Here is a 14,767-nt window from a genome sequence, read left to right as displayed (position 1 = left end):
CGGGCGGCGCTACGGCTGGAACGGCCAGACGAGTGGCACGTACCAGACCGCCACCACGAGGAAGAACAGCGCCAGCGGCAGGCCGAGCCTCCAGTAGTCGCCGAAGCGGTAGCCGGCCGGCTCCATCACCATGAGGTTCGCGGGCGTCGCGATCGGGGTCAGGAACGCGGCCGCACCGGCGACGGTGAGCGCCATCATGAACGGCTGAACCGAGAGGTCGAGCGACTGCGCGACCGAGATCGCGATGGGGGCGACGATGAGCACCGTCGCGGTGTTGCTGATGAGCTGGCCCAGCACCACCGTCAGCCCGCACAGGGCGAGCAGGGCGACGTGTGGCCCGGCGTCGCCGAGGAACGACAGCATCCAGTCCGCCACGAGGTCCGCCGTGCCGGTGCTGATGAACGCCGTCGACAGCGGGATCATGCCGGCGATGAGCACGACGGTGGTCCACGAGATCGAGTGGTACGCCTGCTTCACGGTGACCGTGCGGGTGAGGACCAGAGCGCACGCGGCCAGCAGCGCCGCCACCGCGGGCGGGACCAGGCCCGTCGCGAGCAGCAGGATCATCGCCAGCAGGATGCCGATCGCGCGCTTCGCGCCCTTGCCGAGCGGGACCGACCGGCGCAGCTGCGCGGGGTCGTCAACGGCGAGCACGCCCGGCTGGCTCGTCTTTCGCGACAGATCGTCCCACGCACCCTGCAGCAGCAGCGAATCCCCGGCCTGCACGACGAACTCGGTGCCCTTGAGGTGCTCGTCGCCGCGACGCGCCGCGAGCACCACCAGGTCGCCGTCGGGAGTGGTCATGCCCGCGCACACGCGCTTGCCGATGAGCGGCGACCGCGGGGCCACGACCACCTCCGTGATGCCGGTTTCAGGGCCGAGCAGCATACCGGTGTCGAGGGTGAGCGAGTACTGCTGACGGAGCAGACGCGCATGCCGCACGAGATCGAGCGGCATGAGGGCGCCCTTGCGATCTGGCACGAGACCGCCGCCGACGAGGAGGATCGCGACGGTTCCGAGGAGGACCGGGATGCCGACCAGCGCGAACTCGAAGTACCCGAACTCGCGTCCGCCCGCCGACGCGGCGAACTCCGACACGATGATGTTGACCGGCGTGCCGGTGAGCAGCAGCAGCGACCCGGCGGATGCCGCGAACGCGAGCGGCATGAGGAGCTTCGACGAGGCGATGCCCGAGCGGGCGGCGACGACCACCACGAGCGGCAGCAGTGCGGCGACCGCCCCGTTGATGCTGATGAGGGCGGTGAGTCCGGCCACGAGCAGCGCGATCACGACCAGCAGGGTCGTCCGCTTCGTGCCGGCGCGGCCGATGACCTTCTGGCCCGCCCACGCGGTGACGCCCGTCGCGTCGAGCGCCTCGCTCACGACGAAGAGCGCCGCGATGAAGAGCACCGTCGGGTCGCCGAAGCCCGCGAGCGCCTGCGGGAGCGTCAGCACGCCGGTGAAGAAGAGCGCCAGCGCGACGCCGATCGCGACGATGCCGATCGGCACGCGGTTGCTCACGAACGCGATCACCGCGAGCACGAGGATGACGAGCGTTGCGGTGACGGGGTCCACCCGCCCAGCGTAGCCACCGCTTCTCCGGCGGTTTGGGGTTGGGCCTCTGGGCCCGTGTCCAAGGCGGCTTCGACAGGTCAACCGGGCCTCGACAGGGGCGTCTGCGAGGGAGGGCTCCTGCGGAACCCCGGTTGACCTGTCGAACGGGAAGGGACGGATGCTGCTCCCCGGGCGCGCGGACCTCAGCCGCGGAGGGTTGCGAGCCCGGCGACGTCGTAGGCGAGCTCGACGGCCTCGAAGATCCCGGCGTCGATGCTGCGGGGCGCGAACGCGTCACCGATCACCACGACACGAGTGGATCCGGATGCTGCGGCCGCGGTGTCCGTCGCGAGGCCGGTGACCCCGACCGACGCGCGCGGCTCGACCGCGACGACGGCGTCGACGCCGGAGATCACGTCCGCGACCCCGGTGAGCGTGTCGCGCACGGTCACGGCGCCCGGCTCGAGGCGCTCGACGCGGTGCGCGACGACCCGGCGGAACCCGCCGTGCGCGCCGAGGCGCTCGAGCAGCAGCGGCCGGTCGTACCCGGCGCCGATGTGCGGGAACACGGTCTCGAAGGGTGTGATCAGCTCGAGCTCGTCGACCCGTTCGAGCAGGGTCAGCACGATGCCGGCGGCGTACGCCGTGCCGTCGGCATCCACCACCGCGATCCGCCGGCCGAGGCGCGCCCCCGACACGGCGGCGAATGCGTCGATCGTGCCCTCGGCGGGGAATCCGCCGGTGTACGCCCCGCCGAGCGAGAGCGAGGTCGTGGCCGGGGCGACAGCGCCCGTGGCGACGACGATGCCGTCGGCGGCCCCGAGTCCGCGCAGCGTCTGGGTCGTCGCCTCGACGCCGAGCCGCACGTCGACGCCGGCGGCCCCGAGGTCGCGCTCGAGATCGTCGACCAGCAGACCCACGCTCTCCCGCCCCGGAACCCGCCGGGCGAGGCGCAGCTGTCCGCCGAGCTGATGCGTCCGCTCCAGCAGAGTGACCGCGTGCCCATCGGTCGCGAGCTCGACGGCGGCGCGCATGCCCGAAGGGCCCCCGCCCACGACGACCCACCGCTGCGGCGACGCCGTGCGCGGCCGTTCGCCGCGCTCGAGTTCGCGACCGGCGAGCGGATTCACGGTGCACGACATGGCGAGTCCGCGGCTGCCGCGGCCGAGGCAGCCCTGATTCAGACGGATGCAATGACGGATGCCGCGCTCCCCCGTGTCGACGGGTGCGAGTCCGAGGAGCTTGCGACCGAGATCGGGGTCGGCGATCTGCGCGCGCGTGAGGGCGACCATGTCGGCGATGCCGGAGGCGACGACGTCTTCGGCCTCCTCGACCGAGCGGGCGGCGCCGACGCCGAAGACGGGCACGTCGGGGTTCGCGGCCTTGACGGCGGCGACGTCGTCGCGCAGCCAGGCGTACGGCATGGGTGAGGACGGGAAGACGTAGTGCACGTTGTGGTAGCCGCCGGCGGCGAGGTCGAGGAAGTCGATGCGGGCCTCCTGCCGGAGGCGCGCGATGACTTCGCGCATGCCTGCCCCGTCGATCCCGTCAGCGTGGAACTCGTTCGCGACGATGCGGATGCCCACGGTGAAGTCGTCGCCCACCCGCGCGCGCACGGCTCGCAGCACCTCGCGCGGGAATCGAGTCCGGCCGTCGAGGTCGCCGCCGTATTCGTCCTGCCTGGCGTTGTACAGCGGCGAGAGGAACTGGTGCAGCAGGTAGCCGTGGGCCATGTGGATCTCGACGCCGTCGAACCCGCCGTCGCGCGCGTGCTCGGCCGACAGTGCCCAGCTCTCGACGAACGAGGCGATGTCGGCGTGGTCCATCGCCCGGGTCGCGTGGCCCGTCGACGGAGAGATGAGCCGCGACGGCGCATAGACGGTCCGCGGGCCGTCGGGCCCGTCGGGCTGCGCCTGCGCCCCATGGTGGTTCAGCTGCACGAAGATCTTCGCGCCGGCTTCGTGCACGGCATCCGTCATGCTCCTCGACGCCGCGACGCCCTCGGGCCGGTACGCGTCCTCGAACCCGCGAATCGATCCGGTGGGGTGCACGAAGTGGTTGCCGGCGACGAACAGCCCGCACCCGCCCCGCGCGCGGCGCACGTAGTAGGCGGTCTCGCGGTCGGACTCGACGCGGTCGGAGTACTGCTTCGAATGCGCCGTCTGCATGATCCGGTTCGCCGCCGTGACACTGCCGATCCGCAGCGGTTCCCCGAGGACGGACGAACGGATGCCGGGGCTCGCGGTCATGTCCCCGAGCCTACGTGCGCCTTCGTCAGAGCGCCGAGAGGGCCTGGTCGAGGTCGGCGAGGAGATCCGGTGCCGATTCGATGCCGACCGACAGGCGCACGACCTCCGGCGGGACGGCGAGCTCGGTGCCGCGCACCGACGCGTGCGTCATCTCGTCGGGGTAGTTCATGAGCGACTCGACACCGCCCAGCGACTCGGCCAGCTGGAAGAGGCGGGTCGACTCGGCGAAGCGGCGTGCGGCCGCGGCATCCGCGAGCGCCACCGAGACGATGCCGCCGAACCGGCTCATCTGCCGTGCGGCGAGCTCGTGCCCCGGGTGCGACGCGAGACCGGGGTAGTAGACGCGCGCGATCGCTCCGTGGCCGGACAGGAACTCGGCGATCTCCTGCGCGTTCTCGCTGTGCCGCTGCATGCGCAGGGCCAGCGTCTTGATCCCGCGGGTCGTGAGCCACGCATCGAGCGGGCCCGAGACCGCGCCGACCGCGAACTGCAGGAACTTCACCTCGCCGTACAGCGCGTCGTCGCCCAGCACGAGGGCGCCGCCGACGACGTCGGAGTGCCCGCCGAGGTACTTGGTCGTCGAGTGCACGACGACGTCGGCGCCGAGCGCGAGCGGCTGCTGCAGCGCAGGCGACGCGAACGTGTTGTCGACGACGACGAGCGCACCGGCGTCGTGCCCGAGCTTCGCGAGCCCTGCGATGTCGGTGATGCGCAGCAGCGGGTTGCTGGGGGTCTCGACCCACACGATGCGGGCAGGCCGCTCCTCGAGCGCCGCCCGCACGGCGTCGAGGTCGCTCATGTCGACGACCCGGATCCCGATCCCCCACCCGCCCAGCACACGCGCGATGAGGCGGTAGGTGCCGCCGTACACGTCGCTGCCGAGCAGCACCTCGTCGCCGGGCTTCAGCGCGGCGCGCAGCAGCGCGTCCTCCGCGGCGAGGCCCGAGGCGAACGACAGCGCGTGCGCACCGCCTTCGAGGGCCGCGAGTTGCGTCTCGAGCGCCGTGCGCGTCGGGTTGCCGCTGCGTCCGTACTCGTACCCCTCGCGGAGGCCGCCGATGCCGTCCTGCGCGTACGTCGTCGAGAAGTGCACCGGCGGGATCACCGCACCCGTCGTCGGGTCGAAGGCCTGCCCGGCGTGCACCGCCCGGGTCTCGAAGCCGCGGTCGCTCGTGGGCTCGGTCATTCGGGTGCTCCTTCGGTGGGGGTGACGGATGCTGCGGGGCCCGGGCCGACGTCGAAGCCGTGGTCGCGCATCCAGTCGTCGTCGTAGAACCGGTTGAGATAGCCGCGGCCGTGGTCGGGCAGCAGCACCACGACGACGGCGTCCGCCGGCAGATCCCGGGCGGTGCGCAGGGCGGCGACGACCGCCATGCCGCTCGATCCCCCGACGAGGAGGCCTTCCTCGCGGGCGAGCCGGCGCGTCATCTCGAAGGACTCGGCGTCGGGGATGCGGTGGATCTCGTCGGGCACCGACGGGTCGTAGCTCTCGGGCCAGAAGTCCTCGCCGACGCCCTCGACGAGATAGCCGTGCAGCGGCCCCCCGGAGTAGATCGAACCCTCGGGGTCGGCGCCGACGACCCGCACCGCCGAGTTCGACACCTCGTGCAGAAAGCGGCCGGTACCCGTGATCGTGCCGCCGGTGCCGATGCCCGCGACGAAGTGGGTCACGCGTCCGTCGGTGTCGCGCCAGATCTCGGGCCCGGTGGTCTCGTAGTGGCTGAGCGGCCCGTTCGAATTCGCGAACTGGTTCGGCTTGAACGCCCCGGGGATCTCGCGCACGAGACGGTCGGCCACGCTGTAGTACGAGCGCGGGTCCTCCGGCGGCACGCTCGTCTCGGTCACGACGACCTCGGCGCCATAGGCCTTGAGCACGTCGACCTTGGCGCCGGCGAACTTGTCGGGGACAACGAAGACCATCCGATAGCCGCGCTGCACGGCGACCAGTGCGAGACCGACACCGGTGTTGCCGCTCGTGGGCTCGACGATCGTGCCGCCGGGCCCCAGCAGGCCGTCACGCTCGGCGGCGTCGATGATGCGGCGGGCGATGCGGTCCTTGGCGGAGCCGCCGGGGTTGAAGTACTCGACCTTCGCGAGCACCGTCGCGGCGATGCCGTCGGTGACACGGGTCAGCTGGACGAGGGGGGTGTCGCCGACGAGGTCGGCCACGCTCTGGGCGTAACGCACGTTGTGTCCTGGAGTGTTGCCGCGCGGGTGCACGGAGAGTTGTCGGGGTCGCTGAGGTCTGCGTGAAGCGGGAGCTTCAACAGCAGGGGCGACAACACCGACAGGTCAACACGGGCGCCAGTCTATGCGCTGGGCGGCATCACGTCGAGAACAAGCAGATCACCAGGTCGCGACATACTCCGATCGCCGCACGAGCGCGGCCTGCTCGACGAGAGGCAGGGAACGGTCGACGGCCTGCACGACGCGGCGCGCCACCTCGGGCGATGTCAGCTCATAGTCGACGAAGTCGCTGTTCGACGCGTAGACGCCGATCGGCAGGGTCAGCGCCTGGAAGAAGCCGAACAGCGGCCGCAGCTGATGCTCGATGATGAGCGCGTGCCGCTCGCCGCCTCCGGTGGCTGCCAGAAGCACCGGCGTCCCGACGAGGTCGTATTGGCCGACGAAGTCGAACAGGTGCTTGAACAGCCCCGTGAAGGAGGCCCGGTACACGGGGCTCGCCACGACGAGCAGGTCGGCGGACTCGATCGCCCGCAGCGCGGTCTCGACCTCGGGGGCGACGTCCTCGCGCTTCAGCGCACCGGCGAAGCCCGCGCCCAGCGCGGCGACCTCGACGAGCTCCGTCTGCGCCGGGATGCGCTGCGCGACCGACGCGAGGATCGTGCGCACGAGCGCGGTGGTGCGGCTCGGCTCGTGGAGCGAGCCCGACACCCCGACCACCCGCAGCGGGCGGTCGGCGATGGTCTGGATGGCGGGTGCTTCCCGCAGCACCTCGGTCATACCGGCACCACGTCCAGCGACGGCGCGGGGCCGACGGCCGCGAGCCTGCCGCGCGAACGCGACCACTGGCTCCACGAGCCGGGGTAGACCACGACGTCGATGCCGGCGAGGGCGCCGGCGAGGGCCGTGTGGGTCGCCGCGATGCCGGAGCCGCAGTACGCCGCGACCGAGACGCCGTCGACGACGCCCGCGGCCGCGAACTCGGCACGGATCTCGTCGGGCGAACGGAACTTGCCCGCGGTGAGGTGCACCGTCGTCGGAAGGTTGACCGCGCCCGGGATGTGCCCGCCGACCGGATCGAGGGGCTCGGCGTCGCCGCGGTACCGCTCGGGTGCGCGCACGTCGAGGAGCAGGCCGTGGTCGGGCCATTCCTCCACGCCGTCGATGTCGGCGACGCCCTCGGTGATCTCGTCGAGCACGACGTCCCCGGGCGGTCGAGGCAGCACGTCGCCCGTCTCGAGCGGAAGCCGCTCGGCGAGCCAGCCGCGCAGGCCGCCGTCGAGCACGCGCACGTCGGCGAGCCCGGATCGCGTCAGCACCCACCACGCGCGTGCCGCGGCGACCGAGTGCACGTCGTCGTACGCGACGACGGTGTCGCCGCCCCGGATGCCCCACCGCCGAGCAGCGGCCTCGAGCTGCGCGCGCGGCGGCAGCGGGTGGCGTCCCTCGCGCGGATCGCCGCGGCGAGCCAGTTCGTGGTCGAGGTCGACGTAGACCGCACCGGGCAGGTGCCCGTCGAGGTACGCCGGCCGACCCTCGGGCTGGTCGAGCCGCCAGCGCACGTCGAGGATCCGCGGCGGGGTTCCGTTGCGGATGAGATCAGCGAGCTCTGTCGGCGAGATGATCGGGGAAGGCATGAGGTCATGCTCGCCCGGCCGCAGACCGCGCGGGATGTTGTGACGACACACGCCGCGACACGACGACACGGGGCGTCACACGCAGTCATGTGTCGGGGCCGATCGCGCCGGCGGCGCGGTGTGTCTCGCGCCGAATCCGGGTCGGCTCGCGCGTGCGGCCGTACGATTCCGCCAGAACCGATGGAGGAACGGATGCCGCACCCTCGCGCGACACGTGGATCCCGGGCTCCGCGGCGGTCGCGCGCGGCCCGGCTGCTGGCCGGACTCGCCATCGCGGCGGGGCTCACGCTCCTCGCCGGGTGCGGCAACGGCGGGATCCCCGTTCCGACCGCGCTGCCGACCGGGCTGCCGACGAACCTGCCGACCCGGACGGCATCGCCGGAGCCGACGGTCGAGCCGACACCCGAGCCGACGCGCGTCCTCCCGACGCGTTCCCCCGCACCCACCCCGGAGCCGACGCCCGAGCCCACCCTCGAACCCACCGTGGTGCCGGGGCCCACGGCCGAACCCACGACGCCCGTGCCGGTGCCCACCGTGGTGCCGGAGCCGACGGCGACGCCGACCCCCGAGCCGACGCCGACGGCAACTCCGACGCCGACCCCGACCCCGACGGCGACCCCGTCCGCGACGCCTTCGCCCACTGCCGAGGCGGGCGACGACGCCGCCGCGCCGATCAACTGGGTGCCGTGGGTCGTGCTGGTGGTGCTGCTCGTCGCGGCGGCTGTGATCTACCTCATCGTGCGGCGACCGCGTCCGAAGCCGCCGACCGGGACGTAGGCCCCGGCTCAGCCGCGCAGGGCGAGGGCGAGGGGAAGCACGCCGGTCGCGCCGGCGCGGCGGAGCTCGCGCGCCGCGACGGTGAGGGTCCATCCGCTGTCGACGCGGTCGTCGACGAGGAGCACCGGTCCGGGCGGGACGCCGAGCCCGGCTGCGGAGAACCGGCCCCAGACCCCTGCGACGCGGAAGGCGCTGTTGCCGCCGGACTGTCCGGTCGGCCCGCCGTCGACGAGGTCGAGCGCCCCGAGGAACGGCAGCCTGCCGATCTCGGCGATCCCGCGCGCGAGCGAGTCGACGAGCTGCGGCTTCGTGCGGGACGGCATCGCGACCACCGCGACAGGGCGGGTCTCCCACCCCCATTCCGCGAGCACGCGCACGCACGCGCCGAGCACGTTCTGGGGCACGGGCGCATCCGCGGCTCCGGCCGCGAACAGGTCGCGCAGCGCGCCGCCCCAGCCGAGGTCGGTGAGTCGCGCGAGCGCGCGCCCTTCCGTGGCCTGCTCGTCCGCGGCGATGCGACCCTTCACCGGCACGCCGAGCCGGTCGGCGCCCGTCGGCCATTGCCGCCTCGGCTCGATCGGCACGCCGACGCGGTCGAGGGCGGTGGCGGCGGCATCCGTCGCAGCAGAGGCGATCGCCGTCGGGAACCACGCACCGGCGCAGTTGTCGCAGCGCCCGCAGGGCGCCGCGGAGTCGTCGTCGAGGGAGCGCTGCAGGAACTCCATGCGACAGCCGGAGGTCTCTTCGTACTCGATCATGTGCTGCTGCTCGGCCACGCGCTCGGCCGCGATGCGGCGGTAGCGTTCCTCGTCGTACGTCCAGGGTTGACCGGTCGCGATCCAGCCCCCGCGCACGCGGCCGACCGCGCCATCGACGTCGAGCACCTTCAGCAGCAGTTCGAGCGGCGTGCGGCGGATATCGACGACGGCCTCGAGCGCGGGCGTCGACATCGGCCCCGTCGCGCCGGCGAGCGCGGCGAGCACGCGTTCGGCGCGCTCGCGATCGGGCATGGATGCCGTCGCGAAGTAGTGCCAGATCTCGCGGTCCTCGACTCCAGGCAGCAGCAGCACGTCCGCGGAGTCGGTGGCCCGGCCGGCACGGCCGACCTGCTGGTAGTACGACACCGGCGACGACGGCGCCCCCAGGTGCACGACGAAGCCGAGGTCGGGCTTGTCGAACCCCATGCCGAGCGCACTCGTCGCCATGAGCGCCTTGACCCGGTTGTCTTTCAGGAGTGCCTCGGACTCCTCGCGCTCGTCGGTGTCGGTCTGCCCGGTGTAGGCGCGCACGTCGTACCCGTGCTCGCGCAGCAGCCGTGCCGTGTCGTTCGCCGCCGCCACCGTGAGGGTGTAGATGATGCCGGATCCTGGCAGGTCGCCGAGGTGGCTGATCAGCCAGGCGAGCCGGCTCGGCGAGTTGGGCAGCCGCAGCACGCCGAGCCGCAGCGACGCCCGCGCGAGCGGACCCCGGATCGTGAGAACGCCGTGCGCCGAGGCATCCGATTCCGCCATACCGGCATCGAGCTGCTCCGCGACGTCGGCCACCACGCGGCTGTTGGCGGTCGCGGTGGTCGCAAGCACCGGCACGCCCGCGGGCATGCGTGCGATGAGGTCCCGGAGGCGCCGGTAGTCCGGGCGGAAGTCGTGGCCCCAGTCGCTGATGCAGTGCGCCTCGTCGACGACCAGCAGGCCGATGCGGGCGACGAGCTGCGGCAGCTGCTCGTCGCGGAACGAAGGATTGTTGAGGCGTTCGGGCGACACGAGCAGCACGTCGACCTCGTCGCGGTCGAGCCGTGCGAGCACGTCGGCCCACTCGTGCGCATTCGTCGAGTCGATCTTCACGGCCCGCACCCCGGCGCGCGCGGCCGCGGCGATCTGATCCCGCATGAGGGCCAGCAGAGGCGACACGAGCACGGTGGGTCCTGCGCCGCGACGGCGCAGGAGCAGCGTCGCGACGAAGTACACGGCCGACTTCCCCCACCCCGTGCGCTGGACGACGAGCGCGCGTCGGCGTTCATCGACGAGCGCCTCGATCGCCTCGAACTGCCCGTCGTGGAATTCGGCGTCGTCGCGTCCGACGAGGGTGCGCAGCACCTCGAGGGCTTCGGTGCGGGTCGTCGTGGTCGCTGTCACCCTCCCACCCTGCCCCATGGTCCTGACACCCGTGCCACCGTCCCGACCTGGCCTCCCGGCCCCGTGCTAGCGTGGCCGCGACGGAGGAGGTGCGCGTGCTCGAGACGATCGCCGTCGTGCTGCGCCTCGTCGTCGAGGTCCTCGCGACCACCCTGCGCCCCGCCACGGAGCTGCTCGGCGAAGCCGCCCGCTCGCTGTTCGAGCTCGCTCCCGCGCCGCAGCCGGAGGCCGGAGCCCTGGTGATCGCCGCCGCCGTCATCGCGACGCTGGCCCTCCTCGCCGTCGCGATCGCCGTCCTCCTCGTCCCGGCGCGCATGATCGCGACCGCGGCCGGTCCGCACCGCGCGATCGCCGATTCGACCAGGCTCACCGCGTCCCACCCCGACGCTCCAGGACACTCCCGTCCGCGCGCCCCGGGTTCCGCGGCCCTGGCCGCGTAGCCCGACGCACGTTCCCCCGAGGACCGCTCGCCGGTGCCTTCGTGGCCGCACGCCACGAATCGACACCCGACGAACGGACACCTCCATGGACCTCTACGCCTTCCCGCCTGTCGCCGCGATCCTGGACGCGGCCTACTCCCTGCTCATGGGCCTCGCGGCGCTGCTCGAACCTCTCGCCGGCTCCGCAGCGGCCGCGGCATCCGTTGTGGTGCTCACGGTGCTGGTGCGGGCAGCGCTCGTGCCCGCGGGGATCGCGCAGGCGAAGGCCGAGCAGACCCGCAGCCGCCTCGCGCCGAAGCTGCGAGACCTGCAGCGCCGTCACAAGAAGAACCCCGAGCGACTCCAGCGCGAGACGATGAAGCTGTACTCCGACGAGAAGGCGTCGCCCTTCGCGGGCTGTCTGCCGATGCTTGCGCAGGCACCGGTCGTGGCGATCGTCTACGCCCTCTTCCTCCACACCGCAATCGCCGGACACGCGAACGCGCTGCTCGCCCACGAGCTGTTGACCGTGCCTCTCGGCACGAGCCTCGTGAGCGCGATCGCCGCGGGCACGGCCTCCGCCGCGACCGTCGGCGTGTTCGCGGGCGTCCTCGCCGTCATCGTCGTGGTCGCCGAGATCACGCGGCGCGCGTTCCGTCCGCAGGTCGACACGGCTCCGGATGCCGCGCCCCTGGCCGGTGCCGGCATGGCGAGGCTCGCCGGAGCGCTGCAGTTCACGACCGCGGTCTTCGCCCTGTTCGTGCCGCTCGCCGCCGCGCTCTACCTCGCGACGACCGTCGCGTGGACGCTGGCGCAGCGGCTCGTGCTGCGCAGGGTCTATCCCCTCGCGACGGCGTGAGCCTCCGGCATCCGCTCGCCAGCCGCCCGATCAGGCGGGCTCGTCGCGCGCGTGCAGCACGCCGCTCGCCGCGCCCAGCACCGCGCCGGCGAGGGTGTCGATCACGCGCTCGGTCGCGACCGCCACGGTGTCGACGGCCCCCGTCGCGGCACCCGTGAGCAGCAGCACCAGCGGTGTGATGAAGACGAGGGCCAGGGCGTAGTTGCGCACGACGAACAGCTCGATCGTGAACTGGAGCACGCCGAGCAGCAGCGCGAGCCACAGCGCCGGAATCGGCAGCGGCGCCAGCAGGAGGTAGACGCCGGCGCCGAGGATCGTGCCGATCATGCGGTGCAGCCCGCGGCTGAAAGCAGCCCGCCGGTCGGCGGCGACGCCCACGACCGCGATGGCTGCGCCGACGATCCAGTAGGCGCGATCGGGGTCGACGAACAGTCCCACCGCGATCCCGACCACCGTCACGAGTGCGACGCGGATCACGAGCATCCGTTCCCCGGGCGGCCATGCCGGTCCCGGCAGCACCTCGCGCAGCGGTCGCGTGGCGACGCGGCGGCGGCTCGCCAGGACCAGCGGAGCGAGTGACACGATCGAGGCGAACAGGATGCCGCAGGCCACCGCCACGACGTAGGTGGCGGCATCCGCTCCCGACGCTACGATGTGCGCCGACAGGCCGTAGACGAGCACGACGAACAGCGGGCCGGGCGGACCGACGGCGAAGCCGAACATCGCCACGGCCGCGACGAGCGCGACGACCGCGAGCCCGATCAGCGTCCAGACCGGCGACGGTCCCGCGAGGGCGCCGAGCACCGCGGCCACGCCCAGCCCGCCGGCGACGAAAGGCACGACGCGCGCCCGCTCGCGGACCTGGAGGTGCGTGCCGTACAGCGCGACGAACGCGCCCGTGGCCGCCTGGAACCCCAGGTCGGCGCGTCCGAGCAGCGTCATCAGCGCGATCGGCACCGCCATGGCGATCGCCGCGCGCAGACCGATCGCCCACCGCGGCGCCGGTGCGGGCGCGAGGCGGAACAGACTCGCCACCGCGTGGCCCAGGTCGGCCGCGAAACGCCGCCCGGCGTTGTGCTGCGGCACCCGTCCTCCCCTCTCAGACCGTCGGGCGCCCGGCCGACGCCGGCTCCGACAGCAGCTGGTCGAGGAGCGCGAGGGCCGCCTCCTGCGGGGCGTCGGGGTCGAGCAGCCACTGGGTCTGCAGACCATCGGATGCCGCGATCACAAGGGCGGCGACCGCCATCGGGTCCACGTCGGCGCGGATGCGTCCCGTCGCCTGGTTGTGCCGCACGCGGTCGGCGATCTCGGCGCGGACGCGCGCGAAGCGCTCGGTCGCGAACTCACGCGCGGCGGGGTGTCCCTCCTCCAGCGCGGAGGCGACGAGCGACGAGTAGAGCTGGACGAGGCCCTGCACCTCGTGGTTCGCGTCGCTCCAGCGACGCAGGAGCTCGGTGGGCGTCACATCGAGGGGAGTCGGCTCCCAGTCTTCGTCCCGGGCCTCCGACTCGCGGTACACGGCGATCAGGAGCTCTTCGAGCGACCCGAAGTAGTGCGTGAGCGCGGCGTGCGTGACACCGACCTCTTCCGCGATCGCGCGGAGGCTGGTGCGGTCGGACCCGCGCTTGGCGAACACCTCGATCGCGCGGTCGAGGATCTCCTGGCGACGTGCGACGCCCTTCGCGTACGACCCCCGCGGGGTCGGCTGGTGCTCCGCTTCGGCCATGCGGACCATGCTACCGAAGAAAAACCTCCACATGGAGGTTTTCGTGGTACCTTTTCCCGATGACCACGTCTTCCTCCGGAGCCGTCGGCGTCGGCATCATCGGCGCCGGCAACATCAGCGACCAGTACCTGACGCACCTGTCGCGCTTCCCCGACGTGCGCGTCATCGCGATCGGCGACCTCCTCGAGGACCGCGCGAAGGCGCAGGCCGAGAAGTACGGCGTGCCCCACGCAGGCGGCATCGAGCTCGTGCTGAACGACCCCGATGTCGACATCATCGTGAATCTCACGATCCCGGCGGTGCACGTCGAGGTCTCGCTGGCGATCATCGCGGCCGGCAAGCACGTCTGGACGGAGAAGCCGATCGGCATCGACCGCGAGGAGTCCCAGCGGCTTCTCACGGCGGCGGATGCTGCCGGTCTGCGAGTCGGGGTCGCACCCGACACCGTGCTCGGCCCGGGCGTGCAGACGGCCAAGCGTGCGATCGCGCGCGGCGACATCGGCCGTCCGCTGTTCGCATCGACCTCGTTCCAGTGGCAGGGCCCCGAGATCTTCCACCCGAATCCCGCGTTCCTGTACGCCAAGGGCGGCGGACCGCTCCTCGACATGGGCCCGTACTACGTGTCGGCGCTCGTGCACGTGTTCGGCCCCGTCGCGTCGGTCGCGGCCCTCGGCCTGCAGGGCTCTCCCACCCGCAAGGTGCAGGTCGGCGAGCTCGCCGGTCAGGAGTTCCCGGTCGAGATCCCGTCGACCCTGTCGGTGCTGACGGAGTTCGAGCGGGGCGGCCAGGCGCAGAGCCTGTACAGCACCGACTCGCCGCTGAAGCGCCACGGCATCGTCGAGGTCAACGGCACCGAGGGCACGATCGTGATTCCCGACCCGAACTACTTCGGCGGCAGCATCACGATCACGCGCCCACTCACCGACGTATCGGTGAGGGAGCAGGAGATCATCCAGGTGCCGCAGGAGGGCGTGCTCACCGGCCGCGGTCTGGGCCTGCTCGACATGGCCCGCTCGATCCGCGACGGCCGCCCGCACATCGCCACCGGCGAGTTCGGGTACCACGTGCTCGACACCCTGCTGTCGATCGAGGAGGCGGCCGCGACCCACAGCTTCGTGACCGTCGAGAGCACCCTCGGCGAGGTCGGCTCGCTCCCCGCGGACTTCGACCCGCTGGCCGCCACGCTCTGACGCGCCCCGCTTCACATGACCCCCTGCCGCTCGGCAGGGG

The 14,767-nt window shown here is 72.5% G+C and carries 13 protein-coding genes; 4 read left to right on the top strand and 9 right to left on the bottom strand.

Going from position 1 to position 14,767, the window contains the following annotated elements:
* Nucleotides 1–9: 9 nt before the first annotated feature.
* The 6 genes from J2Y46_RS06735 to J2Y46_RS06710 all read right to left on the bottom strand — a co-directional run bounded on the left by J2Y46_RS06735 (nucleotide 10) and on the right by J2Y46_RS06710 (nucleotide 7,624).
* Nucleotides 10–1,575: an SLC13 family permease gene (locus J2Y46_RS06735; RefSeq protein ID WP_310241216.1), complete on the bottom strand. Its 1,566-nt coding sequence runs from the start codon at nucleotides 1,573–1,575 to the stop codon at nucleotides 10–12.
* A gap of 182 nt (nucleotides 1,576–1,757) precedes the next feature.
* A complete protein-coding gene (locus tag J2Y46_RS06730) occupies nucleotides 1,758–3,803 on the bottom strand; it encodes an NAD(P)-binding protein (RefSeq protein WP_310241214.1) in 2,046 nt (681 codons plus the stop codon).
* A gap of 25 nt (nucleotides 3,804–3,828) precedes the next feature.
* Nucleotides 3,829–4,989, bottom strand: coding sequence for a cystathionine gamma-synthase (locus tag J2Y46_RS06725; RefSeq protein WP_045301299.1), 1,161 nt, complete (start codon nucleotides 4,987–4,989; stop codon nucleotides 3,829–3,831).
* On the bottom strand, nucleotides 4,986–5,990 hold the full coding sequence (locus J2Y46_RS06720) for a pyridoxal-phosphate dependent enzyme (protein WP_310241211.1): 1,005 nt from the start codon (nucleotides 5,988–5,990) through the stop codon (nucleotides 4,986–4,988). The genes J2Y46_RS06725 and J2Y46_RS06720 overlap by 4 nt, the downstream gene beginning before the upstream one ends.
* Before the next feature lie 159 nt (nucleotides 5,991–6,149).
* Entirely contained in the window at nucleotides 6,150–6,767 is a 618-nt protein-coding gene (gene msuE / locus J2Y46_RS06715) for an FMN reductase (RefSeq protein ID WP_045301296.1), read from the bottom strand.
* Complete coding sequence (locus J2Y46_RS06710; RefSeq protein WP_045301294.1) at nucleotides 6,764–7,624, bottom strand: sulfurtransferase; 861 nt, start codon at nucleotides 7,622–7,624, stop codon at nucleotides 6,764–6,766. Before J2Y46_RS06710 ends, msuE begins: the two co-directional genes overlap by 4 nt.
* Before the next feature lie 192 nt (nucleotides 7,625–7,816).
* On the opposite strand from J2Y46_RS06710, the gene J2Y46_RS06705 reads away from it, so the two are divergent.
* Nucleotides 7,817–8,401 carry a hypothetical protein gene (locus J2Y46_RS06705; protein WP_310241209.1) on the top strand — a complete coding sequence of 195 codons (585 nt, stop codon included), beginning with the start codon at nucleotides 7,817–7,819 and terminating at the stop codon, nucleotides 8,399–8,401.
* A gap of 8 nt (nucleotides 8,402–8,409) precedes the next feature.
* Here J2Y46_RS06705 and J2Y46_RS06700 read toward each other — a convergent pair whose 3' ends face one another.
* Nucleotides 8,410–10,551: a DEAD/DEAH box helicase gene (locus J2Y46_RS06700; RefSeq protein ID WP_310241207.1), complete on the bottom strand. Its 2,142-nt coding sequence runs from the start codon at nucleotides 10,549–10,551 to the stop codon at nucleotides 8,410–8,412.
* 53 nt (nucleotides 10,552–10,604) lie between these two features.
* Between J2Y46_RS06700 and J2Y46_RS06695 the strand changes: the two genes are divergently transcribed.
* Both J2Y46_RS06695 and J2Y46_RS06690 read left to right on the top strand, forming a co-directional pair.
* A complete protein-coding gene (locus J2Y46_RS06695; RefSeq protein WP_310241205.1) occupies nucleotides 10,605–10,973 on the top strand; it encodes a DUF6412 domain-containing protein in 369 nt (122 codons plus the stop codon).
* Nucleotides 10,974–11,058: 85 nt separating this feature from the next.
* Nucleotides 11,059–11,811 (top strand): membrane protein insertase YidC, encoded by a 753-nt coding sequence (locus J2Y46_RS06690; protein ID WP_310241204.1) that lies wholly within the window; start codon nucleotides 11,059–11,061, stop codon nucleotides 11,809–11,811.
* Between the two features lie 30 nt (nucleotides 11,812–11,841).
* Here J2Y46_RS06690 and J2Y46_RS06685 read toward each other — a convergent pair whose 3' ends face one another.
* Nucleotides 11,842–12,897, bottom strand: coding sequence for an FUSC family protein (locus J2Y46_RS06685; protein WP_310241201.1), 1,056 nt, complete (start codon nucleotides 12,895–12,897; stop codon nucleotides 11,842–11,844).
* A gap of 13 nt (nucleotides 12,898–12,910) precedes the next feature.
* Complete coding sequence (locus J2Y46_RS06680; RefSeq protein WP_310241199.1) at nucleotides 12,911–13,537, bottom strand: TetR/AcrR family transcriptional regulator; 627 nt, start codon at nucleotides 13,535–13,537, stop codon at nucleotides 12,911–12,913.
* A gap of 59 nt (nucleotides 13,538–13,596) precedes the next feature.
* On the opposite strand from J2Y46_RS06680, the gene J2Y46_RS06675 reads away from it, so the two are divergent.
* Nucleotides 13,597–14,727 (top strand): Gfo/Idh/MocA family oxidoreductase, encoded by a 1,131-nt coding sequence (locus J2Y46_RS06675; protein WP_310241198.1) that lies wholly within the window; start codon nucleotides 13,597–13,599, stop codon nucleotides 14,725–14,727.
* The last annotated feature ends 40 nt before the right edge of the window (nucleotides 14,728–14,767 follow it).

The organism is Microbacterium sp. BE35 (assembly GCF_031457705.1).
Lineage (GTDB): Bacteria > Actinomycetota > Actinomycetes > Actinomycetales > Microbacteriaceae > Microbacterium > Microbacterium trichothecenolyticum.
This window is presented reverse-complemented; position numbering and strand designations above follow the sequence as displayed.